Annotated in this window: 22 protein-coding genes; 13 read left to right on the top strand and 9 right to left on the bottom strand. The window is 62.8% G+C overall.

Going from position 1 to position 23,442, the window contains the following annotated elements:
- The first annotated feature begins 3 nt into the window (after positions 1-3).
- The gene (locus tag ACZYHG_RS13905) at positions 4-2,082 is read left to right on the top strand and encodes a hypothetical protein (protein ID WP_464614266.1); all 2,079 of its coding nucleotides are present in this window, start codon (positions 4-6) and stop codon (positions 2,080-2,082) included.
- Positions 2,083-2,133: 51 nt separating this feature from the next.
- Here ACZYHG_RS13905 and clpS read toward each other — a convergent pair whose 3' ends face one another.
- The 4 genes from clpS to ACZYHG_RS13885 all read right to left on the bottom strand — a co-directional run bounded on the left by clpS (position 2,134) and on the right by ACZYHG_RS13885 (position 3,666).
- Complete coding sequence (gene clpS, locus ACZYHG_RS13900; RefSeq protein ID WP_464614265.1) at positions 2,134-2,439, bottom strand: ATP-dependent Clp protease adapter ClpS; 306 nt, start codon at positions 2,437-2,439, stop codon at positions 2,134-2,136.
- 144 nt (positions 2,440-2,583) lie between these two features.
- Positions 2,584-2,895, bottom strand: a complete 312-nt coding sequence (locus ACZYHG_RS13895; RefSeq protein WP_464614264.1) for a hypothetical protein — start codon at positions 2,893-2,895, stop codon at positions 2,584-2,586.
- A 161-nt stretch (positions 2,896-3,056) separates the two neighbouring features.
- Positions 3,057-3,329 (bottom strand): hypothetical protein, encoded by a 273-nt coding sequence (locus tag ACZYHG_RS13890; RefSeq protein WP_027030678.1) that lies wholly within the window; start codon positions 3,327-3,329, stop codon positions 3,057-3,059.
- Between the two features lie 37 nt (positions 3,330-3,366).
- Entirely contained in the window at positions 3,367-3,666 is a 300-nt protein-coding gene (locus ACZYHG_RS13885; protein WP_464614683.1) for a hypothetical protein, read from the bottom strand.
- Positions 3,667-4,009: 343 nt separating this feature from the next.
- Between ACZYHG_RS13885 and ACZYHG_RS13880 the strand changes: the two genes are divergently transcribed.
- Together ACZYHG_RS13880 and ACZYHG_RS13875 are read left to right on the top strand one after the other, a co-directional pair.
- The gene (locus ACZYHG_RS13880) at positions 4,010-4,726 is read left to right on the top strand and encodes a response regulator (RefSeq protein ID WP_027030679.1); all 717 of its coding nucleotides are present in this window, start codon (positions 4,010-4,012) and stop codon (positions 4,724-4,726) included.
- Positions 4,723-6,129: an ATP-binding protein gene (locus ACZYHG_RS13875; RefSeq protein WP_464614263.1), complete on the top strand. Its 1,407-nt coding sequence runs from the start codon at positions 4,723-4,725 to the stop codon at positions 6,127-6,129. The genes ACZYHG_RS13880 and ACZYHG_RS13875 overlap by 4 nt, the downstream gene beginning before the upstream one ends.
- A gap of 15 nt (positions 6,130-6,144) precedes the next feature.
- Here the strand turns inward: ACZYHG_RS13875 and choV are convergent, their stop codons facing one another.
- The 3 genes from choV to choX all read right to left on the bottom strand — a co-directional run bounded on the left by choV (position 6,145) and on the right by choX (position 9,245).
- Positions 6,145-7,326 (bottom strand): choline ABC transporter ATP-binding protein, encoded by a 1,182-nt coding sequence (gene choV / locus ACZYHG_RS13870; RefSeq protein ID WP_464614262.1) that lies wholly within the window; start codon positions 7,324-7,326, stop codon positions 6,145-6,147.
- Positions 7,323-8,177 (bottom strand): choline ABC transporter permease subunit, encoded by an 855-nt coding sequence (gene choW / locus ACZYHG_RS13865; RefSeq protein WP_464614261.1) that lies wholly within the window; start codon positions 8,175-8,177, stop codon positions 7,323-7,325. The genes choV and choW overlap by 4 nt, the downstream gene beginning before the upstream one ends.
- A gap of 132 nt (positions 8,178-8,309) precedes the next feature.
- Positions 8,310-9,245 carry a choline ABC transporter substrate-binding protein gene (choX, locus tag ACZYHG_RS13860; RefSeq protein WP_464614260.1) on the bottom strand — a complete coding sequence of 312 codons (936 nt, stop codon included), beginning with the start codon at positions 9,243-9,245 and terminating at the stop codon, positions 8,310-8,312.
- Positions 9,246-9,502: 257 nt separating this feature from the next.
- Between choX and ACZYHG_RS13855 the strand changes: the two genes are divergently transcribed.
- On the top strand, positions 9,503-10,114 hold the full coding sequence (locus ACZYHG_RS13855) for a thymidine kinase (protein ID WP_027030684.1): 612 nt from the start codon (positions 9,503-9,505) through the stop codon (positions 10,112-10,114).
- Positions 10,115-10,120: 6 nt separating this feature from the next.
- Here ACZYHG_RS13855 and ACZYHG_RS13850 read toward each other — a convergent pair whose 3' ends face one another.
- On the bottom strand, positions 10,121-11,017 hold the full coding sequence (locus ACZYHG_RS13850) for a DMT family transporter (RefSeq protein ID WP_464614259.1): 897 nt from the start codon (positions 11,015-11,017) through the stop codon (positions 10,121-10,123).
- A 96-nt stretch (positions 11,018-11,113) separates the two neighbouring features.
- On the opposite strand from ACZYHG_RS13850, the gene ACZYHG_RS13845 reads away from it, so the two are divergent.
- From ACZYHG_RS13845 to ACZYHG_RS13810, 8 genes are all read left to right on the top strand, one after another.
- Positions 11,114-11,971 carry a LysR substrate-binding domain-containing protein gene (locus tag ACZYHG_RS13845; RefSeq protein WP_464614258.1) on the top strand — a complete coding sequence of 286 codons (858 nt, stop codon included), beginning with the start codon at positions 11,114-11,116 and terminating at the stop codon, positions 11,969-11,971.
- Positions 11,972-12,127: 156 nt separating this feature from the next.
- The gene (locus tag ACZYHG_RS13840) at positions 12,128-12,517 is read left to right on the top strand and encodes a c-type cytochrome (protein ID WP_464614257.1); all 390 of its coding nucleotides are present in this window, start codon (positions 12,128-12,130) and stop codon (positions 12,515-12,517) included.
- Positions 12,518-12,837: 320 nt separating this feature from the next.
- On the top strand, positions 12,838-13,926 hold the full coding sequence (locus ACZYHG_RS13835; protein ID WP_464614256.1) for a hypothetical protein: 1,089 nt from the start codon (positions 12,838-12,840) through the stop codon (positions 13,924-13,926).
- A gap of 40 nt (positions 13,927-13,966) precedes the next feature.
- Positions 13,967-15,112 carry a hypothetical protein gene (locus ACZYHG_RS13830; RefSeq protein ID WP_027030689.1) on the top strand — a complete coding sequence of 382 codons (1,146 nt, stop codon included), beginning with the start codon at positions 13,967-13,969 and terminating at the stop codon, positions 15,110-15,112.
- A 24-nt stretch (positions 15,113-15,136) separates the two neighbouring features.
- The gene (locus tag ACZYHG_RS13825) at positions 15,137-17,047 is read left to right on the top strand and encodes an AAA family ATPase (RefSeq protein ID WP_464614255.1); all 1,911 of its coding nucleotides are present in this window, start codon (positions 15,137-15,139) and stop codon (positions 17,045-17,047) included.
- Positions 17,040-18,377, top strand: coding sequence for a DUF6638 family protein (locus ACZYHG_RS13820; protein WP_464614254.1), 1,338 nt, complete (start codon positions 17,040-17,042; stop codon positions 18,375-18,377). The genes ACZYHG_RS13825 and ACZYHG_RS13820 overlap by 8 nt, the downstream gene beginning before the upstream one ends.
- 102 nt (positions 18,378-18,479) lie before the next feature.
- Complete coding sequence (locus ACZYHG_RS13815) at positions 18,480-19,604, top strand: DUF2333 family protein (protein WP_464614253.1); 1,125 nt, start codon at positions 18,480-18,482, stop codon at positions 19,602-19,604.
- 311 nt (positions 19,605-19,915) lie between these two features.
- Positions 19,916-21,595 (top strand): formate--tetrahydrofolate ligase, encoded by a 1,680-nt coding sequence (locus tag ACZYHG_RS13810; protein WP_464614252.1) that lies wholly within the window; start codon positions 19,916-19,918, stop codon positions 21,593-21,595.
- 66 nt (positions 21,596-21,661) lie between these two features.
- On the opposite strand, the gene ACZYHG_RS13805 is transcribed toward ACZYHG_RS13810, so the two are convergent.
- Entirely contained in the window at positions 21,662-22,306 is a 645-nt protein-coding gene (locus ACZYHG_RS13805; RefSeq protein ID WP_464614251.1) for a cysteine hydrolase family protein, read from the bottom strand.
- A gap of 128 nt (positions 22,307-22,434) precedes the next feature.
- On the opposite strand from ACZYHG_RS13805, the gene ACZYHG_RS13800 reads away from it, so the two are divergent.
- Positions 22,435-23,430 (top strand): GlxA family transcriptional regulator, encoded by a 996-nt coding sequence (locus ACZYHG_RS13800; protein WP_464614250.1) that lies wholly within the window; start codon positions 22,435-22,437, stop codon positions 23,428-23,430.
- The last annotated feature ends 12 nt before the right edge of the window (positions 23,431-23,442 follow it).

Below are 23,442 nucleotides of genomic sequence, written 5' to 3'. Positions count from 1 at the left end.
GACATGAATTGGTCAATCTCTTTCGAACCGCTGATCTCCTGGCCATTGCTGGCCCTTGTGCTGGTGCCGCTGGCGGCGCTTGCGCTCATCGGGCTGTGGTTTCGCCAGCGCGGCGGAATCTTCCGCTTCGTCGCCCTGCTGGCGCTCGCCGCCGCCCTGTTCAACCCGGTGTTCCTCAATGAGGAGCGCGAGCCGCTGAAGAGCGTTGTGGCGCTGATCGTCGACCGCAGCCAGAGCCAAGATATTGGCGACCGCGCCAGGCAGACCGATGAGGCGCTGGCCGGGCTGCAGCAGCGTCTCGGCCGCTTCAAGCAATTCGATGTCCGCGTCGTCGAGGCCGGCAAGTCCGAAGCCGCCGAAGAGCGCACCGAGACACGGCTGTTCGGCGCGCTGGAAGGTGCCTTCCGCGATGTGCCGCCGTCCCGCATCGGCGGCGCCATCATGATCACCGATGGCGAGGTGCATGACGCGCCGCCGGGCGCACCCGACTTCAACGCCCCGCTGCATGCGCTGATCACCGGCAACGACCACGAAAAGGATCGCCGCATCCGCTTCGACAACGCCCCGCGCTTCGGCCTTGTCGGCAAGCCGCTCGACATGAGCTACCGCGTCATTTCGACGGAGAACGAGGCCGGGCCGGTCGATGTGCGCGTTTCGGTCAATGGCGAACAGGTCGCGGTCGAGCATGCCACGGTCGGCCAGACCATGCCGCTGCAGGTGACCATTCCAGGCGCCGGCCGCAACATCATCGAACTCGCCATCGACCGCGAACCGGGCGAACTGACCGACACCAACAACCGCGCCATCGCGTTGGTCGACGGCATCCGCGAGAATTTGCGCGTGCTGCTCGTTTCGGGTGAGCCGCATGCCGGCGAGCGCACCTGGCGCAACCTGCTGAAATCCGACGCCTCGGTCGATCTCGTCCATTTCACCATTCTGCGGCCGCCGGAAAAGCAGGACGGCACGCCGATCAACGAATTGTCGCTGATCGCCTTCCCGACCCGCGAGCTGTTCGTCGAGAAGATCAAGGATTTCGACCTCATCATCTTCGACCGCTACCAGCATCGCGACGTGCTGCCGATACTCTATTACGACTACATCTCCGAATATGTCGAAAAGGGCGGCGCGCTGCTGATCGCCGCCGGCCCCGAATATGCCGGCGAGGCCTCGATCGCGCGCACGCCGCTGATGTCGGCCCTGCCGGCGATGCCGACCGGCGAAGTGGTCGAAAAGGCCTTCTATCCGCGCCTCACCGAACTCGGCCAGCGTCATCCGGTGACGCGCGGCCTCGACGGTTCGGCCACAGAGCCGCCGCACTGGAGCCGCTGGTTCCGCACCATCGGCGTGCAGAATCCGCAAGGCGAAGTGGTGATGAAGGGCGCCGACGACCGGCCGCTGTTGCTGCTCGACCGCAAGGGTGAAGGCCGTGTCGGCATGCTCCTGTCCGACCAGGGCTGGCTGTGGGCGCGGGGCTTCGAGGGCGGCGGCCCGCATGTCCAACTCTATCGGCGCATCGCCCACTGGCTGATGAAGGAGCCCGAGCTGGAGGAAGAGCGGCTGACCGCCGAGGGACGCGGCATGGTGCTGGAGATCCGCCGCCAGACCATGGCCGACGAACCCGGCCCGGCGCAGATCATCACCCCGTCCGGCAAGACCTTGACCGTGAAGCTCGATAAATCCGAGCCCGGCGTCTTCCTCGGCAGCGTCCAGACCAACGAGATCGGCCTGTTCCAGGTCGCCAATGGCGATCTCACCGCCCTCGCCCATGTCGGACCGGTCAACGCGCCGGAATTCGCCGACGTCATCTCCACTGAAAATCGGCTGAGGGCACCAACCGAGGCCACTGGCGGCAGTGTGCGCCGGCTGGCCTCCTCCACGGCCCTTGGCAGCGACGTGACCTTGCCTTCCATCGTGCCGGTGCGCTCGGCCGGCGAAGCCTCCGGCAGCGACTGGATCGGCCTGCGCACCACGGACGACAGCGTCTTGAAGGCCGTCTCGCGCGTGCCGCTGTTCGGCGGCTTCCTCGGCCTCGGCCTGCTGCTCCTGGCGATGGGCTCGATGTGGTACCGCGAGGGACGGTAGCGCAGCGCTTTTCCTTCTCCCCTTGGGGGAGAAGGAAAGAGCGCCCCTGCCCTACTCCTCCGGCTCCGTCGTGAACAGCAACGGATAGCCCTTTTCCTTGGCGGCGTCGGTGGCCCGCGTTGCCTTGGTCTCGGCGACATCCCGGGTGAAAACCGCGACCACGCAAACGCCGTGCCGGTGCGCTGTAATCATGACCTTGTGCGCTTGATCTTCACTGAGCTTGAACTCGCCCTTCAGCACCGTCACCACGAATTCACGCGGCGTGAAATCATCATTGATGAGGATGACCTTGTAGAGCTTGGGCCGCTCGGTCTGCGGCTTGACCTGGGTACGTGGCTTTGTGGTGTTTTCAGGCATCGGAACCGGTGGTTTCCCAATCGAGCGTCAGCGCCATGCATTTTGCCACGCGCCAAACCGATCGTCTATTTGGATTACCGCGCAAACCGGTCGATGACCGGGCGCGAGACTTTCACCATCATGTGGGCAATGGCTGACCGCGGTTCAACGGTCCAGATTGGGACGCAGCCGATTGCCGCCGGGATTGGCCCGGCGTTCCAGCCATGCCGCGATCGGCCATCCGGCAATGCAGGCCAGCGTCAAGGCAAGAAGCACGATCAGCAGCCACGCCTGGACAGGCGTTATGTAGTCCCAGTTGCTGGAAATTATCGGCGCAAACAGCGAGGGCTCGGTACGGCCGCTGGCCGGGTCGGGCACGGGGCTGGCGGTGAGCAGAATCAGCACCCTGGCGACACCGGTGGCCACCAGGCCACCAATCACCATCGAACGCAAAATGGACGAAAGCCGCTTCTTCATGCGGATTGTCCTACACGGCCGGCGTTGAAAACGGGTTAAATACGATCGAGGTGACTGGCTGTAAGCTGCCGGCGTTCAGCCGCCCGATCAGGTTCCTGGCAGAAGGCCGCCCCAGCCGGTTGCGGCTGGAACGGCCTTGATAGAACTGACGTCGAAGCTGATCAGGGCTTCTTCGGAGCAGCCTTCGGGGCAGCCTTCGGGGCGGCCTTCTTGACCGGGCACTTATGCTTCTTGGTCACCTTGCAGACGGCCTTCTTGGCGACCTTCTTCGGGGCTGCCTTCATCGGAGCAGCGGTGGCCGGAGCCGTGGTCGCAGGAGCGGTGGTCGTGGCAGCCGGAGCAGCGGTAGTCGTGGTGGCGGCGTTGCCGAGAGCCGGCATCGAGAACGCGAGAGCAACGGCGAGGCCGAGGCCGGACAGGATGGACTTCTTCATGGCTTCATTTCCTTTTTAGTGCGGGTCGTTTTGAGCTTCACTGAACCGGGTCATTCGGTGTCACTCCAAGCAATTTCAGGGCGTTGGCGAGCATCCGGATGCCCTGCGCCTGTTTCTTGGCAGCGCAGTACCGGTTGCCCTTTCTCTGAAGTGCCTTTGCCGCGGTGACCTGCGTTGCCGTGGCATGGGTTTCGAGGGCTTCATCAAATTGGTGGCTGAGATTGGCGCACCGTTCGCTCCGGGTAAGCGGCGCCTTTGCGTCCGATTGGCTGACAGCGGCAGTGACCAGGCCAAGGCCCAGCAACGCTCCCAACAAACTGATCGACAACCTTGGCATCGGTTTATCCGTGAACCCGGAGATTAGCGTCGCAGCCGATAAGCTGACCGCCACGGCACCGTTATGCCGCCCTACCTTTTCAGGAGTTTTTCCCGATTGTAGAATTTTGTTTCTGGATTGTGTCTGGCCGGCTCGGCTGATACGTGTCGCCCAAAAGTGGTCCCGGTTTTGGGAAAACGAAACGTATCGAACAAAGAGCCTCAGCGCGGCCATAGCTTTCCATGTGGAGAAGCTGGAATTCATTCTCCCTTGAAATCCAAGGCACTGGCCAACATATGGCCCGAATTCTATCGTGTGGCTCAGCAGCCGGAATGACTTGGCCGGCAATCGAGACAGGACAGCTGTGAAATCCGACGCACACATACTGATCGTCGACGACGACAAGGGCATCCGCGACCTGCTCCAGGAGTTCTTCCAGAAGCGGGGCCTTCACACGTCGGTTGCCGCCGACGGTGTCGAGATGGAGGCCGTCCTGCGCCGCGCGCAGGTGGACCTCATCGTGCTCGACGTGATGTTGCCCGGCAAGAGTGGGCTGGAACTGTGCCGCGACTTGCGCGCCCAGTATTCGACGCCGATCATCATGCTGACCGCTGTTACCGAGACGACGGACCGCGTGGTCGGCCTGGAGATGGGCGCCGACGATTATGTGCCCAAACCTTTCGACCCGCGCGAACTGCTGGCGCGCATCCGTGCCGTGCTGCGACGCAACGGTGCCGCCGAGCCGAAGCGCGCCACCACCAAGCAGATCTACCATTTCGCCGGCTGGACGATGGACTGTTCGCGGCGCCGGCTGACGGCGCCCGACGATGTCAGGGTCGAACTGACGATGGCGGAGTTCAACCTGCTGCAGACCTTCGTCAAGAGCGCCCAGCGCGTGCTGACCCGCGACCAGCTCATCGAGCTCTCCGGCGGCGACAGCGACTATTCCTTCGACCGCAGCATCGACATCCTGGTCAGCCGGCTGCGGCGCAAGATGGAAGATGACCCGAAGACGCCGAAACTGATCCTGACGGTGCGCAGCGGCGGCTACCAGTTCCTGCCCGAGACGACCTCCGAATGAGACGTCTCCTGCCGCAGACCTTGCCTGTCTGGGTGCTGCTGATCGTCATATCAGGCCTTTTGATCAGCCAGGTCGCGACACTCTACATCGTGTCGCGCGACCGCGCCGCCGCCAACGACGTGGTCGACCTCTATCGCCTCAACGACCGCGCCTTCTCCCTGGTGCAGCTGATGAGCGGCGCCACGCCCGAGGAGCGCAAGGCGACCGCCGCGGGGCTGTTCAACTCGACTTACGCCCTCACCGTCTCGGACACGCCCGCCGTGACCTCCTCGATCGCCGGCGACGACGAACTGGCCGAACTGGAGGACATCCTCGTTGGCCGGCTGTCGAAGTTCGGCGTCACCGACGCGCGCGTGCGGCGCGATCCGGCAACGCGCGAGGCCGACGACGCCAACACTGTGTCCGGCCCTGATATCGGTCAGGTCGAACGTGACCTTCTTGTGCTGGCCGCCGATTTCGCCCAGAGCGACAAGCTGACGGCCTCGCTGCGCTTCGCCGACGGCCAGTGGCTGAACTTCACCGAGCCAATCACGCCGGTCGGCCCGATCCTGAGCTTCGACAGCCTGCCGCTCTATTCCCTGATCGCCGGCCTGGTGGTGATCATGTCGATCTGGTCGCTGCGCCGGCTGACGGCGCCTTACCGGATGATGGAAACCGCCGTGAACAGGATCGGCAAGGACCTGAAGAGCCCGCCGATCGCCGAGTCGGGCAGCCGCGAGGTGCGTGCTGCCGCCAGGGCAATCAACGCCATGCAGGCGAGGCTGCGCGAATATGTCGAGGACCGTGAACATCTGGCCGCCGCGCTGGCACATGATTTGCGCACGCCGATGACGAGGATGCGGCTTCGACTGGAGCTGTTGCGCAAATCGGCGGTTCGCGAGGCGCTGGCGCACGACCTCGCCGATGTCGAGAGCATCGCCAGTTCAGTGATCGATTTCGCCACCTTCGAGGTGAACGAGGAAAAGACCGAGCGCATCGACTTCTGGTCGCTCGTGGAATCGATCGCCGACCCCTATCCGGAAGTCTCGTTCGACAATGACGACACTCGTTCGCGCGGCCTGATCTGCATCGCGCGGCCGGTGGCGCTCAAGCGTTGCGTCACCAATCTGGTGCAGAACGCCGTCACCTACGGCAAGAAGGCGCATCTCAGCCTGCACCGCTCGGACGGCACGATCTCGCTGACCATACGCGACGAAGGACCCGGCATACCGCAGGCGCAGATCGATGCCGTGTTCGGCTCCTTCGTGCGCCTCGAACAGTCCCGCAACCGCCAGACCGGCGGCCTTGGGCTCGGCCTGACGATTGCCCGCAACATCGCGCGCGCCGCCGGCGGCGAGATCAGGCTGTCCAACCATCCGCAGGGCGGGCTGCTGACCGAGCTGCGGCTGCCGCTGGCGGCGTGACCTCCTTGCGGCTGCCTACCGCCGCAACACCGCGCTCAGCACATCCCTGATGCCAATCGCACCGACGAAGCGCGACTGGTCATCGAACAGAGCCACCGGTGCCGTCTGCGAACGATGCATTGCCAGCATCACGGTTTTCAGCGAGGTGCCCGGATTGGCCCAGAACACTTGCGCTGCTTCCTCCGACTGGGCCTCGACATCGGCGCAGGACACCCACACCGCCGGCTTGCCGTCGCGTTCGGCCGCCGCCACCAGCCCATGCTCGTCGATCTTGAAGCGCGTCGTCTTGCGCCGGTCGAGCCACACCCAGCCGTCCGTGCTCTCTTCGAGGTCGCGGCGATCGCGCATGACGTTCCAGGCGGTGAGCACCGAGAGCGGGTTCACATTAGCGATGAAGTCGCGCACGTAATCGTTGGCGGGCCGCAGCACGATGTCTTCCGGCGCGCCGGTCTGCACGATGCGGCCGCCTTCCATGATGGTGATGTGGGTGCCGATCTTCAGCGCTTCCTCAAGGTCGTGGCTGACGAAGATAATCGTCTTCTTCAGTTGCGCCTGCAGTTGCAGCAATTCATCCTGCAGCTTGGTGCGGATCAGCGGGTCGAGCGCCGAGAACGGCTCGTCCATCAAAAGGATCGGCGCCTCGGTGGCGAAGGCACGCGCCAGGCCGACGCGCTGCTGCATGCCGCCCGACAGTTCATGGGCATATTTGTTCGACCATTGGTCGAGATTGACCAACTTGAGCTGGCGTTGCACGCGTTCCTTGCGCTCGGCGTCCGGCACGCCGGCGAGTTCGAGGCCGAGGCCGACATTTTCCTCCACCGTGCGCCACGGCAGCAGGCCGAATTGCTGGAACACCATCGCCACCTGCTTCTGGCGCAAGCGCCGCAATGTGGCCTGGTCGCAGGTGACGACATCGACGATCTTGTCGCCGTCCTTGACCAGCACCTGGCCGCGCGACACCACATTGAGCCGGTTGACGGCGCGCAGCAGCGTCGACTTGCCGGAGCCCGACAGGCCCATCAGCACCGAGATCTCGCCCTCGTGCACGGTCAGGCTGGCACCGGCGCAACCCAGCACATTGCCGGTCTTCTCGAGGATTTCGGCGCGGGTCGCACCCTTGTCGATCATCGCCAGCGAGCCGGCCTGGTCGGCGCCGAAGACGATATCGACATTCTTGAAATCGACGGCGACGGTCATTTCTTGCCTCCAACGGCGATACGGGTCATCCGGTCGAGCACGATGGCGAGCACCACGATGGCCAGGCCCGCTTCGAGCCCAAGGTCGATGCGGCGCGAACCGAGAGCCCGGTTGATTTCAGTGCCGAGGCCGCCGGCCCCGATCAGCGCGGCGAACACCACCATCGACAGCGACAGCATGATCGACTGCGTCAGGCCGGCCATGATGGTCGGCAGCGCCGAGGGCAATTCCACCTTCCACAAAAGCTGGCTCTTGGTGGCGCCGAACGCCTCGCCGGCCTCGATGATCGACTTCGGCACCGAGACGACACCGAGATGGGTGAGCCGGACCGCGGTCGGGATGACAAAGATGATGGTGACGATGAGGCCAGGCGCGTTGCCAAGGCCGAACAGCGTTAGCACCGGGATCAGGTAGACGAAGGTCGGCAGCGTCTGCATCAGGTCGAGCACCGGCAGCATGATGCGGTAGACCTTCGGCTTGTGCGCCGCCCAGATGCCGAGCGGCACGCCGATGGCCATTGCCATGGCGGCGGCCGCGACGACCAGCACCAGCGTCTGCACCGTCTGCTTCCAGAGGTTCTGGTTGATGATGAAGATCAGGCCGAGGAACACCCCGATGGCGAGCGGACGCGAGCGCTGCAGCAGCCAGGCGATGCCGGCGATGATCAGGGCCAGCAACACCGGCGGCACTATCAAGAGGACGTTGACCAGCCCGTCGAGCAGGAAATTCAGGCCATTCGAGAAGGCTCTGAAGATGGTGTCGAAATTGTCGGTAAGGAAGCCGAAGAACGCCTTTCCCCAAGCACCGATCGGGATCTTGTGATCGACCATGAATTTCGAAATCGGATCCATCTTACCCCTCTTCGTCCAGGAGCCGCCCTGCTCTCGGCTCGCGCAACGTCATCTTGTCACAGGATATGAAAAAGGGCAGCCTTTTCTAAGATGGCTGCCCTTCCTGGTTCGGCCTTGCCGAATTCAGTCGGCTCAGCTTCCGAGCGCGGTCTTGATCGCTGCGGCGGCATCACCACCATCGAAGGTGGTCACACCGGCGATCCATGGCTTTACGGCATCCGGATTCTTCTTCAGCCAGTCGGCCGCCACCGTGTTGGCGTCGCCGCCCTTCAGGATCGCGTCCATCATCTGGCCTTCCATGTCCAGATTGAACTTCAGATTGGAGATGAACTTGCCGACATTCGGGCATTCGGTGGTGTAGCCCTTGCGCACCACGGTGTTGACCACGGCGGCGCCGAAGCCGCTGTCGCCCATGCCGTCGAGATAGGTGATCTTCATGGCGCCCATCACCGGATGCGGCGTCCAGCCGAGGAAGGCGATCCACTCATTGTTCTTCATCGACTGCTCGGCCTGCGTCAGCATGCCGGCTTCCGAAGATTCGACCAGCTCGAAGCCGTCGAGATTGTCCTTCGGGTTCTTGATCATGTCGAGGATGATACGGTTGCCGTCATTGCCGGCTTCGATGCCGTAGATCTTACCGTTGAACTTGTCCTTGAACTTGCCGATATCGGTCAGCGATTTGACGCCGGCATCCGCGACATAGGTCGGCACGACGATGCCGTAGCCGGCGCCGGCGAGGTTCTGGCTGATGGTCACAACCGAACCGTCGGCGGTATAATCCTTGATGTCGTTGGTCATCGACGGCATCCAGTTGCCGAGGAACACGTCAAGGTCCTTGTTTTTCAGCGACGCCATGGTCACCGGTACCGACAGCTGGATCGTTTGTGGCGCATAGCCGAGCGCGGTGAGCAGAACGGACGCGACGCCTGTCGTCGCCTGGATGTCGGTCCAGCCGACATCGGAGAGACGCACCGCCTTGCAGCTTGCCGCATCACCGGCAAAGGCGGCACTCGTGGACAACAAAGCCGCGAGGCCAAGGCCGGCGGCGAAGGTATTCATACGCGACATAGGTATTCTCCCATTGTGATTCTTTGGCGAAGCGTAGTTACGGTTTCTGTGCCCGCCTTGTTTCGTCAGCCAAACACCATTCTGGTGTGGATTCAAGCGTCAAGGCAATCACGATCAACGGCGCGGACTGGCCAATCAGCGACACGGCTGACGCTTTTGTCGTGGCAGCTCTCTTTTTGGGAGGCGAGCCAGCTTTTTCAGGGGAATGCGGCGGCGCCCCCTCCCCGCCCTGGGCCAAGTCGGCTTAGAAGAGGAACATGGCCAAACTCTACTTCAACTACGCGACGATGAATGCCGGCAAGACGACGATGCTCTTGCAGGCATCCTACAATTATCGCGAGCGTGGCATGACGACGATGCTGTTCGTCGCCGGCCATTACCGCAAGGGCGACAGCGGCCTGATCTCGTCGCGCATCGGGTTGGAGACCGAGGCCGAGATGTTCCGCGACGGCGACGACCTGTTTGCCAGGGTTGCCGAGCATCATGAACATACGACGGTGCATTGCGTCTTTGTCGATGAGGCGCAGTTTCTCGAGGAAGAGCAGGTCTGGCAATTGGCCCGCATCGCCGACCGACTGAACATTCCGGTGATGTGCTACGGCCTGCGCACCGATTTCCAAGGCAAGCTGTTCTCAGGCTCGCGCGCGCTGCTGGCGATCGCCGACGATCTGCGCGAGGTGCGCACCATCTGCCGCTGCGGCCGCAAGGCGACGATGGTCGTGCGCCTCGGCGCCGATGGCAAGGTCGCCCGCCAAGGCGAGCAAGTGGCGATCGGCAAGGACGTCTATGTTTCGCTCTGCCGCCGCCACTGGGAAGAAGAGATGGGCCGCGCAGCGCCCGACGATTTCATCGGCTTCATGAAGGGTTGACCGGGCTCACGCGGCCGCGGTGCGCCGCATCGGAAACCGCCAGCCGAGCCGCACGCCAAGCGTCGCCAGCGCGATCAGCGCCATGCCGGCCGCCTGTGCCGGCCGCAGCGGATGCGCATAGATCGCCCAATCGACGATGATGGCGACGACCGGATAGATGAAGGTGATCACGCCGATCACCGGCGTGGTCAGGCGCGGGAAGGCCGAATTCATCAGCACATAGGCGATGCCGGTGTGCAGGACACCGATCCCGGCCATCCAACCCCACGACGCCGGCGGGATATGCTGGCCAATGCCGGCGAAAGGGGCGAGCATGACGACACCGACCAGCGTCTGGCAAAGCACGGTGATTTCCGCGCGCTGTTGTCCGAGGCCCTTGGCCAGCATCGTCGCCACGGCATAAAGCAGCGCAGCGCCCAGCGTCAGCGCGATGCCCAGCGCCCAGTTCGCGTCGGCATGGCCATGGGTGACGACCAGGCCGCTGGCCAACACGACGCCAAGGAACGCGCCGAGCATCCACAGGATCTGGTCAAGCGAGATGCGCTCCTTGAGAAAGACCACGCCGATCAGCACCACGAAGAACGGCTGCACGTGATAGACGATCGTCGTCGTGGCGATCGACGTCATGGCGAAACCGGCGAAAAACGCCGTCCAGCTCAGCACCATGCAGACGCCGGCAAGGGCGGCAAGGGCAAGGCGAGACGGCGAAAGGGTGCGGTCCGGTAGGTAGCCGCGCAGCAGGCACCATGCGGCCAGGAAGATCGCGCCAAACACGCATCGCCAGAAGACGACGGTGACCGGATGCAGGCCCGATTCCGTGACGAAGGCGCCAACCGTGCCGGCGATCGTCATCGCCACGGCGAGGCTTGCGGCCGGATAACGGGCGGTTGGCAGGTCCTTCATCGCAGTGTCCTCAAGGGCCGGGCCATCTGGCCAGCGCCATTGCTTTCAAACAAGCGAATAGATTTGGCATGAGCTATTCGATATGCTGATAGCACCATGGCCGCTCCGCTCGACCTCAATTTGCTGAAGACCTTCGTCGCCGTCGTCGAGAGCGGCAGCCTGTCCAATGCGGCACCGCGTGTCGGCCGCAGCCAGTCGGCCGTCAGCATGCAGATGCAGCGGCTGGAAGAGATGGTCGGCAACCAGCTTCTGGTGCGGGGACCGAGGACGGCCGTTCCCAACGCGATCGGGGAGGATTTCCTGATCTATGCGCGCCGGCTGCTGAAGCTGTCGGATGAGGCCTGGGCGAGCGTCACCCGGCCGAAGGAGACAGGCAGCGTCCGCCTCGGCGTACCGGATGACTATGCCGCTTTCCTGCTGCCACCCGTGCTGTCGCGCTTTGCCGAGGATCACCCGCTGGTGACGGTGGAACTGATCTGCGAGCAGTCGACCGCGCTGGTAAAAACCCTGGCCGAGGGAAAGCTCGACCTGGCGATCGTAACCCGCCTGCCGGACCAGCCGCTCGACGTCATCCGCCTGGAACGCTTCGTCTGGGTCGCCTCGCCAAACCATGTCGCCTGGCAGGCCGATCCCTTGCCAGTCGCCCTGTTCGAGCCTGGCTGCGCGGCCAGGATGAGTGTGCTGCAGGCGCTTGGCGAAGCCGACCGGTCCTACCGCTGCACCTATTCCAGCGCCTCCCTGCTTGGCCTGATCGCCGTCGTGCAGGCCGGACTCGCCGTCGCCGGCCTCGCTCAGCGCAGCGTGCCCCAGTCGCTGCGCATTATCGGCGCCAATGAAGGGCTTCCCGCACTGCCGGATCTCGAAGTCGGCATCCTGCGCAACCCATTGTCGACGACGCCGGCGGTCGATCGGCTGCATGATTTCCTGCGCCGCGACCTGGCGCAGCAGGCCTGACCGGCATGGCCACGCTTCCCGGCACAGGGCCGGCTGCGCCATTGTCCTGAAGTACGATAGGAAGAGCCGGAGCAATCCTGCCATAATGCAGCGTTTGTTAAGGCCTCTGTCCTATTTTGCGACATCTCGTTCCAGCCAGAGCTCTCCGGGTCAGCCATGTTTCGAGCCGTTTCCTCCGCCAGCCTTCTCCTCCTTGCGGCCACTGTTGGCGCTCACGCCGGCGGCGATCCGGCGCTGGGAAAGAAGGTCTTCAACCGCTGCATCGCCTGCCATGAGGCGGCAACGGATCGCGACAAGGTCGGACCGCATCTGATGGGTGTCGTTGGCCGCACTGCTGGCACCGCCGAGAGCTTTCTTGGCCACTATTCCGAAGCGATGAAGAGTGCCGGTGCTGCCGGTCTCGTCTGGGACGAGGCAAATCTTGCTGAGTATCTCAGGGCTCCCAAGCTCAAAGTTCCCGGCAACAAAATGGCCTTCGGCGGCCTCAGCAATAACGACGACATCGCCAACGTCATCGCCTATCTGAAGGCCGATCCAAAGCCCTGAGCACCCGTCGCTCGCAACGAACGACGCCGGCATTCTTCCTGGATCGTGGCTGTAACCGGTTCAATTCCCTGCCGAAATTCGGGATATCCACGGCAACGAGGATTGATTGCTTTGCCGGTGCAGAAGTTCAATGACAGTTGAACTATACTTGGCTTGCACGCTAGTCACGCCATGACCCCACCTTCATTGCCTTTCAAGACCGCGACCGATTCTTTTGTTTTCGGCGCCGCCTTGTCTTCACGTCTTTCAATCCCCGGATGCCCCACATATATTCGCCGCTGTTCGCAGCCAGCGACCGGAAGCCGAAGCGGGAGGCCCCTATGGCGACATTGCAGAATTTCGATGCCGAAATAGCCAAGACCAAGCAGGTCGTCCAGGATATGCGCTCCAGGATCGAGCAGTCCGGCACCGTGCTCGACACGCTCGCGACATCGGACAAGAAGATCGGTGACGCCAATTTCGACATCGAGAACGCCCGCATCGAGGACGTGCTGAAGCAGCAGAAGGTGATGGAAGGCAACATCGCCGACCTGATCATCGGCCTTGAGGACGCCACCAACGTCTTCGGCGCCGAGTTCGAGAGCATGAAGAACTATTCCGGCTGGGAAAATTTCGTCGGCATCTTTTCGGCGCAACGCAAGCAGCGCCTGCGCACCGACCGCGTCCGCAACATGTCGCTGGCCGGCAATCTGCAGGAACTTCTGGCCAAGTCCGACACCATCGTCGGCATCCTGAAGGCGCAGAAAGAAGTTCTCGACCAGCGCTACAAGACCTCCGAGGCCAGCCTGTCGCAGGTGATCGAGCGCCGCAAGACCACCATGTCGAACCTCGAAGCCGTGCAGAAGCGCATCGAGGACCTCAACCCGATGCTGCTCGACATCGAAAACAAGATCGCCGCCTCGACCAACCAGAAAGACCGCACGCAGCTCGAAGGCGAACGCTCGGTGCTCGCCACCGAATACAACGAGAAGCAGGCCAAGGAGCAGGAATTGCTGGCGGAGAGCCAGACGCTGGAGCGCTACACTTCGATGTTCCAGACCTTCGTCGATTCGCTCAACAACCAGATCGCCGCGCAGTCGACGCTGATCAACAAGCTGACCATCGATACCGAGCAGCGCATCGTGCTCTACAAGGCGCTGGAAGATTCGCTGAAGACCGCCGCCCAGCAGGACGTCGCCCACAAGATCAACACGCTGGGCAGCCAGGTCGACAACACGGCGGAAGAAACCATGGCCGGCATCGGTGCCGCCTCGCAGAAGCACATCGGCGACCTCTTGGAAATGCACGAGAAGAACATGGTCGCCAGCGCCGATATCCAGCGCCGCAAGAAGCTCGCCGACGACGCCTTCGCCCGCCGTTTCGACGAAGTGCTGAAGAAGCACAATTCGGCCAACTACGTGCAGTCATAATTGCCGCGCGCACCGGTGCGACAATCCCAGGGCTGACAGCATGACCCCCGAAAACGACGCCGCGGCGCGGTATTTCTCGGCGATAACGGCCGCGCTTAGCGGCCTTGAAGTGTTCATGCGCGACGACCGCTCGCCGCTCTACCGGCACGGCATCGTCGCCAAGATCGTCGCTGAATACATCGCGCGGCTCGACAAATCCTTCGGCTGCTGGCGCAACCGGCTGGGCTTCATGGACACGTTCCGCATTTCGCGCGCCGAAAGCGGTTTTCCCGTTTTCCAGAACCTGCTCGAACTGGAAAACGACCGCCGCCAGGCAGACAGCCGGCTTGCGAACATCCCGCTGGCCGGCGAGTTGCGCGAGGAGATGGCCGACTTCATCCTGCGCCACAAGGAATTCCCCGAAGCGCTGCAGAAGTCGATGGCCGAGCGGCTCTACCTCGAAGACGTCAAGAGCGAGCAGACTTTCGGGCCGTTTACCCTGGCGCAGACCGCCAAGGTCTCGGTCAATCCAAAGACGGCGCGGCCCTACTACCTCGTTCATTGGGCGACCTTCGACGGCAGCGCCAACCTGCCCCTGGTCTACATGGTGACGGTGGAGGATTCCTCCGAGAGCATGATCCGCCAGCTCGTCGACCGGGACGGCAAGCTCAACGACAAGGTCGACATCCCGCTGCCGGTCGACGGCCTGCTCAATCCCGAGCTCGCCCATCGCTTCGACGATTTCACCGAGAAGAATTCAGCCTACACGCTGTCGCCGGCGACCATTGCCGTCAATCTCGACAAGGATTTCGAGCCGCTGCATCCCAAGCAGCTGCGCCGCGTCGTGCTCGGGCCCTTCTATTCGGCTGGTATTACCGACAACAATTCGACGGTGACCGAGGTGCTCGCCAAGGTGCGCAAGCCTGAAAATGCCTGGCTGCTGACCTGGACCATCCAGGAAGTCTATTCCAAGGGCGAGAAGCCCGGCCGCAAGGGGCTGTTTTCCAGCGAGAAGACAACGCAGGAATTCTTCATCAACACCGATGACCTGGAAGCCGCGCGCCAGGGCGTGTCGAGCTACGAGAACCACGCGCTGATCCCGCACGAAGCCTACCAGGCGCTCTACGCAGCTGGCGAAGCCCAGAAGATTTTTGGCGGCTACAAGGTCCACATCCTGTCCAACGGGCAGGTCATCTCAGACGTCTGACCGTAACACCACGGAGCATCCTTCATGGACACCGGCCTGACCACCATCCCGGAAGCGGCAATCGAGAAGCACCGCGCCATGGCGCAGAGCTTCATCACCCGCATCGTTGTGCTGGAAGATCCCTCACGCGAATCGGGCACCGCGCTGGCCGGCACCAACCGCCGCTTCGTCTCCACTGTCTCGGTCGGCTCGGTGCGCCGCACACGCGAGGTCGAGCTGTCGAAAACCGTCGGCGCAGTCCATCCCGACGATCAGCTACTGACCATCGCCCAGCACACGCTTTTGTTTCGCGCCCGGCGCGGCGTGGCGATTGCGCTGGCCGTATCGGACGTTTTTGCCGAAGGCTCCGATCTCGAAAGCCTGCAGGCCAGGAATGTCCGCGCCCCGCTCGAGGGCGATGACGCGTCCACCTTCAAGAAGCTTCTGTCAGCCTCGGCTTACATTTCGGCCTTCAGCCTCGCCTCCTATCTGTTCCAGTTGATCGACAGCGATGGCGAAGCGCCCAACGATAGCCCTGAACCGGATTTCCTCTTCGACACGCCGCAGGACGCGGTGAAGTCGATCCTTGCCGGCCTCGACAAAGCGGTTACCGGCGCATCCGACGACACCGACCTGATGACCAGGGCCCGCGCCTTCGCCCGTGTCGCCATCGACGGGCTGCTGGCCAGGAAAGGCCGCTTCGACGGCATCGGCCCGTTCGAAAATGCCCATATCCGCATCGATGCCGACGATTTTACCCTCGATGGTTTCGACGTCGCGCCGGGCAAACGCTCCAAGCCGCTGGTGATGACCTTCAAGAAACCCGAAGAGGTCGTCGGCAACCACATCGCCAAATACCAGTCGGTCAAGCTCGCCAAGATGCTGATGGCCTATGATTTCGAGCGCGAGCTGAACCCGTTCGTCGAGCTCGGCGGCTTCCTGTTCACCTTCATCGGCGACGGCGCGCCCGGCACCGGCAAGACGACGCTCATCCAGATGATCGCCGGCCTCGTCAACGGCTACTGCCAGGTTGCCGGCTATCCCTTCGCCTACGAGAATTTCGGCGTCGACCAGATCTCCTCCTACCAGGGCAAGTCGGGTCAGAACTGCCGCCAGTTCATCAACAACGTCTTGAACCCGCGCGTCATCGGCTTTGGCACCATCGACGACATCGACCAGGTCGCCGCCCGCCGCTCCGACGATCGCGCTTCGGCCGGCCAGCAGGAGATAACGGGCGTGTTGATGGATGCCTTCGCCGGCGCCGCCACTGTGGTGCGCGGCAACTGCTCGTTCGGCATGTTTTCCAATTATCCCGAAAATGTCGACGACGCGCTGCGCCAGCGCGCCGGCGCCCGCTGGCTGGTCGACGGGCCGCAGACCCGCGACGACTATATCGACATCTTCGTGCTGCTTGCCGGCAAGAACCACGAGATCCCTCTGGGCAAGCACGAGCTCTACGCCGCGCAGGAAATCCAGCGCGCCGTGACCGAGGCCTATGAAGAGCACGAGAAGCCGCAGGAGGACGGGCTGATCAAGGTCTACGAGCGCTACATGAAGGAGAATGGCGCGCCCAAGACCATGGCCGACATCGGCACCTATCTGCACCTGATCAAGGACGCCGAGCCGCGCTTCACCGGCCGCGCCATCAAGAACGTCACCGACGCCATCAAGATGCGCGCCATGGATATCGAGCTGCCCGACGACTGGTTCGAAAAGCCGGAAGCCTTCATGCACAAGGGCTACGACGAGAAGAAAGCCATGATCGAGGAATTGCGCGGGCCGTTCTCGATGGACATGGTCATGCAGGAGATCAACCGCTACGCCGACAGCGAGTTCCGCTACTCCGACAAGTCCGACGATGCCGCTGTCGAAAAGCTGCTGCGCGACGCAAGGCTGCGCGAACGCGCGGCGCGCGAGATGGAGGAGATGAAGAAGAAGGGCAATTGGAATGCGTAGACCTTCGTCGACGGCGGAAGACGCGCCGCACCCCGCCAAAAAACCCGACCTCCTCCGCGACAACGAACTCATCTACGGCCGGCTGCTCACCGTCGACGAGCCGCATCTGATCGATCGCTACAACAAGGCGCTGGCCGCGTTCGGCCTCAAGCCCACCAAGCTCCTAAGCTTCCAGATCGATCGCACCGGCTTCTCGCCCGAGATCGCCGATGAATGCGGCGACCCTGACTATCTTGACCCCAATGAGGTCAACCGCCGCTTCATCATCCTGACGCCGTCGCAGATCGACCTGCCGGTGGTGCACACCGCCTTCTCCAACACCTCGCAGCTGATGTTCGAGTTCATGTCGAAAAACCAGCGCGCCATCGACGCGCTGACCATCAAGGATGTGATCTACGGCGAGATCGAGGATTCCGTCCCCCTGGTCAACGACATCGAGGACCTCCTGTCGATCAGCCAGGTCGAGTTCAAGGTGCTGTCGGCCGAGGACGTGCTGGGCAAGGCCACCGAACTCGGCAAGCTGGTCGACAAGCTGAAGCAGGAGCCCGATGCCTGGCGCGACAATGCCATGCTGACCCGCATGGTGGAGCTGGCGAAGGTCTGCGGCGACATCCGCGAGAACGCGCTGGTGCCCGACCAGGTGATCTTCCGCCACAATGCCTACTGGACCAGCCATTTCGGCGGGCTCTACGTGTTCGTCGATCCCGACATGACGACGGTGATCAGCGATCCCGCCGCCCCCGGCTTCCGCCGCTCGCGACCATGGCAGGTGAGCTACATCTCGATCAGCGATGCCGACAAGGTGTTCAAGTTCCTGGCCTCGACCGGCCGCATCGAATTGCCGCGCGCCTCCTGGGTCGAAGCCTCAGGTTATCTCGAGCACCGGGCCGAGATGGTGGTGCGCGCGCTGATCCGCGATGCCGAGCCGAACCGCAATTTGACCGATGTCGACAAAGTCTGGCTGCAGACCTGGATCCAGAGCCATGCCGACCTGATCACCAGGGACGGCAACTTTCCTTTCCTCAACGCCGCCAAGCGCCAGATTGCCCAACTCGGCAACCTCAAGATCGAGGATGTCTTCCCGCAGCAGCGCTTCCTGGTGATCCGCGCCAAGCCTGACCATCCCGACGCCTGGCTGACCAACCGGCTGATCTCGGATTTCGTGCCGTCGGACTTTGTCTCGCGCTACATCTTCAACAAGGACGGCTTCTACAAGGACTATGACGGCTACAGCGACGCCTGGCGATCGCATGTTGTGGACGTTCTGAAAACCACATATCTGAAGGACAAGGTGGCGTTTCGCACACGCCTCTACGGCCTGACTGACTAGAACGAAATGAACCGTCATTTCGTTCTGACTTATTGTTTTGACGCATGATGTTGTCCAAAAGATCTGCAATTTTTTGGCATCATGCTGAGGGGTGACACAGCCATGCTCGATCCGATCGTCAACTTCTTCACCAGGGTTTTCCAGTGGATCGGCCGTGGCATCGGCCTGTTGATCGGCGTCATCCTGTGGCCGTTCATGTGGGCCGGACGCTGGTACACACAGCGCGGCTGGATCCTCAAGGCCGTGGTGGGCCTGGCCCTGCTGGTGCTGATCGGCCTCTACGCCAACTTCTTCTACGCCACCCAGTGGTGGAACAATTTCAACCCGAACTACCCCGACACCTACACGTTCGAGAAGCGCAACGTTTCCGCTGGCGAGCAGGTGGCCGCCGGTGCCGGCACCGACACGGCCAAGACCTGCGGCAATTCCGGCATCGCCCAGGTGGCGGCCGACCTGACCGACTTCAACGTCAACCAGAATGCCTGGATCTCGTCGATGATCCTCTACAAGCTCGGCCTGTTCGGCATCGACTGGGACGACACGCCGTGGATGGACAACAAGGCCTCGTTCCAGCGCGGCATCAACCAGGCAGTGCGGCGCACCGCGACCGAACTTGCCGACAATCTTGGCCGTGTGCGCACCACCTCGCAGATCGACGGCGACCTGCAGGACGCACGCGGCAATTTGCAGTTTGACGAAGAAACCTGGTATTTCGGCCTGAACCCGTTTGGGCCGAAGACACCGACGCCGAGCTATTACCGCGACGCGGTGCGCAAGCTGCGCTCGTTCAACGCTCGCCTTGCCACCTGCCAGGCCACCTTCGATGCCCGTGCCGACAATCTGAAACAATATATCGACCGCATCGCCAGCGACATCGGCTCGACCTCCGCCATCCTCAAGGAACGCGCCGAGAACCACAACAATGGCTGGTTCGATTTCCGCGCCGACGACCGCTACTGGTTCGCCTATGGCCAGCTCTATGCCTATTACGGCCTGATGAAGGGCGCCCAGGCCGACTTCGAGGATGTCATCAAGGAAAAGCACCTGCAGAGCCTGTGGGACACGATGGACGCGCAGTTCGTCTCGGCGTTGCGCATCCAGCCCTTCATCATCGCCAATGGCCGCGAGGACGGCTGGCTGCTGCCGACGCACCTGACGACGATGGGCTTCTATGTCCTGCGCGTGCGCTCCAACATGGTCGAAATCAGCAACGTGCTGACGCAGTAGCCAGCGTTTACAAAGGCTGGCGATGGCGAATTTGCGCCGTCGCCTCTGTCGCATTCCGTGCATTGTGCGGCTGTTTTGAGACGGCGGAATGATGCGTCCTCTGGCTTCTATACGGCGCGCCAACCGGCACAAGAAGAACCAGCGACAGGTCGGCCGGGTTGCAGAGGAATTTTCTCTATAGGAAACATAGTTGCATGCAAGTTGACGCCGCGGCAGCGACAGGGTTAGAACATGCCCGCGCCCGGGTTCAACATGCCTGTGAGTGAGATCAAACCCGTCCCCTCCACCGTCCAATCCGAAGGAAAGCCGTCATGGCCGAAGTGAAGTCCGACATCGAGATCGCGCGCGCCGCCAAGAAAAAGCAGATCCAGGAGATCGGCCAGAAGATCGGCATCCCGACCGAACATCTGCTGCCCTACGGCCACGACAAGGCCAAGATCTCAGCCGAGTTCATCAAATCGGTGAAGGGCAACAAGGACGGCAAGCTGATCCTGGTCACCGCCATCAACCCGACACCGGCCGGTGAAGGCAAGACCACCACCACTGTCGGCCTCGGCGACGGCCTGAACCGCATCGGCAAGAAGGCGATCGTCTGCATCCGCGAAGCCTCGCTCGGCCCGAATTTCGGCGTCAAGGGCGGTGCCGCCGGCGGCGGCTACGCGCAGGTCGTGCCGATGGAGGACATGAACCTCCACTTCACCGGCGATTTCCACGCCATCACCACCGCGCACAATCTGCTATCGGCGCTGATCGACAACCACATCTACTGGGGCAACGAGCTCGGCATCGACACCCGCCGCGTCGTCTGGCGCCGCGTCATGGACATGAACGACCGGGCGCTGCGCGAAATCATCTGTTCGCTCGGCGGCGTCGCCAACGGTTTTCCGCGCGAAGGCGGCTTCGACATCACCGTCGCCTCGGAAGTCATGGCCATCCTGTGCCTGTCGAACGACCTGAAGGACCTGGAAAAGCGCCTCGGCGACATCATCGTCGCCTACCGCCGCGACAAGACGCCGGTCTATGCCCGCGACCTCAAGGCCGACGGCGCCATGGCCGTGCTGTTGAAGGACGCCATGCAGCCCAATCTGGTCCAGACGCTGGAGAACAACCCGGCCTTCGTCCATGGCGGCCCGTTCGCCAACATCGCGCATGGCTGCAACTCGGTCGTCGCCACCACGACGGCGCTCAAGCTTGCCGACTATGTCGTCACGGAAGCCGGCTTCGGCGCTGATCTCGGCGCTGAAAAATTCTTCGACATCAAGTGCCGCAAGGCGGGCCTTAAGCCGGCAGCCGCCGTCATCGTCGCCACCGTGCGCGCCATGAAGATGAATGGCGGCGTCAAGAAGGAAGACCTCGGCAAGGAAAGCGTCGAGGCGGTGAAGAAGGGCTGTGCCAACCTTGGCCGCCACATCGAGAACATCAGGCAGTTCGGCGTGCCGGCGGTGGTGGCCATCAACCATTTCTATTCCGACACCGACGCCGAGATCCAGGCAATGAAGGATTATGTCGCTTCGATGGGCGAAGAGGCGATCCTGTGCAAGCATTGGGCCAAGGGCTCGGCCGGCATCGAGGAACTCGCCAACAAGGTGGTGGCGCTGGCCGAATCCGGCGCCTCGCAGTTCGCGCCGCTCTATCCCGATGAAATGCCGCTGTTCGAGAAGATCAACACCATCGTCCAGCGCATCTATCGCGGCTCGGAAGCGATTGCCGACAAATCGGTGCGCGACCAGCTCAAGGCCTGGGAAGAAGCCGGCTATGGCAAATTGCCGGTTTGCATGGCCAAGACCCAGTACTCGTTCTCGACCGACCCGAACCTGCGCGGCGCGCCGACCGGCCACACCGTGCCGGTGCGCGAGGTCCGGCTTTCGGCCGGTGCCGGCTTCGTCGTCATCATCTGCGGCGAGGTCATGACCATGCCCGGCCTGCCCAAGGCACCGTCCTCGGAGAAGATCTTCCTCAACGAGGCCGGCCAGATCGAAGGCCTGTTCTGAGATCTTTGTCTCGACAACAGAAAGGGCGCCGCAGCGATGCGGCGCCCTTTGCATTTGCGTAGATGGTTACGCCGCGCTGCGCGCCAGCGCCCGCTGGTTGGACGCGTAGATCGTGTCGCGTTCCGGCAAGGCGCCGGTCTTCAGGCACGCGACCCATTCGGCGGTCTTGAGCACGGCGGCGAAACGCGACTGCAGGATGATTGTCACCACGCGGTGGATCTCCTCGGCTGACGCATAGCCGGCGCTGTTGGCGTAAGGCACCGAGCCGGTCGCGTCGGACAGGAACTCGACGGCAAAACCCATATGCACGGCGTGGATGATGGTCGACAGGTCGCAATTGTGCGTCATGTAGCCGACCACCGTGAGCGTATCGATGGCGTTGGCGCGCAGCCAGTCCTCGAGGTCGGTGCCGGTGAAGGCCGAGGGCAGCATCTTCTCGACATAATGGTCGCGCTCACGCCTGGCGATTTCGGGATGCAGTTCGCCGCCGTGACTGCCCCTAGCGAAGATCGGCGAGTTCTCGGGCGCCATCTGCTTGACGACAACCACCTTGATGCCGGCGGCGGCTGCCGCATCCATGGCGCGCGCCACGTTGACGACGCTGTCGCGGAAAGGCGGGTGCTGGATGGCCAGATTGCCGCCGTCATAGTCGTTCTGGACATCGATGACGATTAGTGCGCGGCGCGGCGTGGTGTTGGCTGGGTCAGACATGGTGTTTTCCTTTCCGGCTTGAATGCGATGGGCCGAAGGTAGGCCGGTCGATAAGTAACCAAAAGTGGCCCAATTGACATCATTCGAAACAATTGGGACAATCCGGTTTCGACTTGCCGGAAACGCCCATGAACGCCCCGATCATCGCCGTCCTCGCCTTCGACGGCATCAGCCCGTTCCACCTCTCCGTGCCGTGCCTGGTCTTCGGCGAAGACAGGACAGCGCTTGGGTTGCCGCGCTTCGACTTCCGCATCTGCGCGGTCAGGGCCGGCCCGATCCATACCGAGGCCGGATTGACCATTGGTGCGCCGCATGGGCTCGATGGGCTTGATGGTGCCGATATCGTCATTGTTCCAAGCTGGCATCATCTCGACGAGCCGCCTTCACCGCTGCTGGTGAAGGCTCTGCGCAAGGCACACGAGCATGGCGCATTGATCGTCGGCCTGTGCCTTGGGACATTTGCCATCGCCGCGGCAGGGCTGCTTTCGGGGCGCCGTGCCGCGACGCACTGGGCTTATAGCGAGCGCCTGCAGAAGCTTCATCCCGACATCAATGTCGACCCCACCGTGCTCTACGTCGACAATGGCGATGTGGTGACCTCGGCCGGCGTCGCCGCCGGGCTCGACTGCTGTCTCCATATCGTGCGCGCCCGTTTTGGCGCGGAAGCAGCATTGCGGCTCGCCCGCCAGATCGTGCTGTCCCCACATCGGCAGGGCGGACAGGCGCAATTCATCGAACGCCCCGTGGCAAAAAGCGCCAACGCCGACCGCTTCACCCAGGCCCTCGACGCGGTGCGCGCCACGCTCGGCGAAACGCACAGCCTCGACAGCGTCGCCGATAAAGCCGGCCTGACCCGGCGCACCTTCACCCGCCGCTTCCAGAAATCGATCGGCACCAGTTTTGGCGACTGGCTGACCAGCCAGCGCATCGAACTGGCGCAACGGCTGCTGGAGGCAACCGAGAAATCGATGGATATCGTGGCCTTCGAAGCCGGCTTCGGCAGCGCCACCTCGCTGCGCCAGCATTTTTCTGCAAGGCTCAGGACATCGCCGGCGCAATACAGGCGGGAATTCACCAGGCGAGCCGATCACGACGAGCGCATGGCCCCCGCTTCGTCGCATTGATCGCCTGCGGAA

It is taken from the genome of Mesorhizobium subarcticum, from assembly GCF_055456085.1.
This window is presented reverse-complemented; position numbering and strand designations above follow the sequence as displayed.

What these genes read in the sequence shown, in the direction of transcription:
- ACZYHG_RS13825 (WP_464614255.1), top strand. Translation starts at nt 15,137, where the DNA reads ATGGACACCGGCCTGACCACCATCCCGGAAGCGGCAATCGAGAAGCAC.
- ACZYHG_RS13885 (WP_464614683.1), bottom strand. Translation starts at nt 3,666, where the DNA reads ATGCCAAGGTTGTCGATCAGTTTGTTGGGAGCGTTGCTGGGCCTTGGC.
- ACZYHG_RS13830 (WP_027030689.1), top strand. Translation starts at nt 13,967, where the DNA reads ATGACCCCCGAAAACGACGCCGCGGCGCGGTATTTCTCGGCGATAACG.
- ACZYHG_RS13845 (WP_464614258.1), top strand. Translation starts at nt 11,114, where the DNA reads ATGGCCGCTCCGCTCGACCTCAATTTGCTGAAGACCTTCGTCGCCGTC.
- ACZYHG_RS13805 (WP_464614251.1), bottom strand. Translation starts at nt 22,306, where the DNA reads ATGTCTGACCCAGCCAACACCACGCCGCGCCGCGCACTAATCGTCATC.
- clpS (WP_464614265.1), bottom strand. Translation starts at nt 2,439, where the DNA reads ATGCCTGAAAACACCACAAAGCCACGTACCCAGGTCAAGCCGCAGACC.
- choX (WP_464614260.1), bottom strand. Translation starts at nt 9,245, where the DNA reads ATGTCGCGTATGAATACCTTCGCCGCCGGCCTTGGCCTCGCGGCTTTG.
- ACZYHG_RS13820 (WP_464614254.1), top strand. Translation starts at nt 17,040, where the DNA reads ATGCGTAGACCTTCGTCGACGGCGGAAGACGCGCCGCACCCCGCCAAA.
- ACZYHG_RS13835 (WP_464614256.1), top strand. Translation starts at nt 12,838, where the DNA reads ATGGCGACATTGCAGAATTTCGATGCCGAAATAGCCAAGACCAAGCAG.
- ACZYHG_RS13800 (WP_464614250.1), top strand. Translation starts at nt 22,435, where the DNA reads ATGAACGCCCCGATCATCGCCGTCCTCGCCTTCGACGGCATCAGCCCG.
- ACZYHG_RS13855 (WP_027030684.1), top strand. Translation starts at nt 9,503, where the DNA reads ATGGCCAAACTCTACTTCAACTACGCGACGATGAATGCCGGCAAGACG.
- ACZYHG_RS13890 (WP_027030678.1), bottom strand. Translation starts at nt 3,329, where the DNA reads ATGAAGAAGTCCATCCTGTCCGGCCTCGGCCTCGCCGTTGCTCTCGCG.
- ACZYHG_RS13840 (WP_464614257.1), top strand. Translation starts at nt 12,128, where the DNA reads ATGTTTCGAGCCGTTTCCTCCGCCAGCCTTCTCCTCCTTGCGGCCACT.
- ACZYHG_RS13895 (WP_464614264.1), bottom strand. Translation starts at nt 2,895, where the DNA reads ATGAAGAAGCGGCTTTCGTCCATTTTGCGTTCGATGGTGATTGGTGGC.
- ACZYHG_RS13810 (WP_464614252.1), top strand. Translation starts at nt 19,916, where the DNA reads ATGGCCGAAGTGAAGTCCGACATCGAGATCGCGCGCGCCGCCAAGAAA.
- ACZYHG_RS13875 (WP_464614263.1), top strand. Translation starts at nt 4,723, where the DNA reads ATGAGACGTCTCCTGCCGCAGACCTTGCCTGTCTGGGTGCTGCTGATC.
- ACZYHG_RS13815 (WP_464614253.1), top strand. Translation starts at nt 18,480, where the DNA reads ATGCTCGATCCGATCGTCAACTTCTTCACCAGGGTTTTCCAGTGGATC.
- choV (WP_464614262.1), bottom strand. Translation starts at nt 7,326, where the DNA reads ATGACCGTCGCCGTCGATTTCAAGAATGTCGATATCGTCTTCGGCGCC.
- ACZYHG_RS13850 (WP_464614259.1), bottom strand. Translation starts at nt 11,017, where the DNA reads ATGAAGGACCTGCCAACCGCCCGTTATCCGGCCGCAAGCCTCGCCGTG.
- choW (WP_464614261.1), bottom strand. Translation starts at nt 8,177, where the DNA reads ATGGATCCGATTTCGAAATTCATGGTCGATCACAAGATCCCGATCGGT.
- ACZYHG_RS13905 (WP_464614266.1), top strand. Translation starts at nt 4, where the DNA reads ATGAATTGGTCAATCTCTTTCGAACCGCTGATCTCCTGGCCATTGCTG.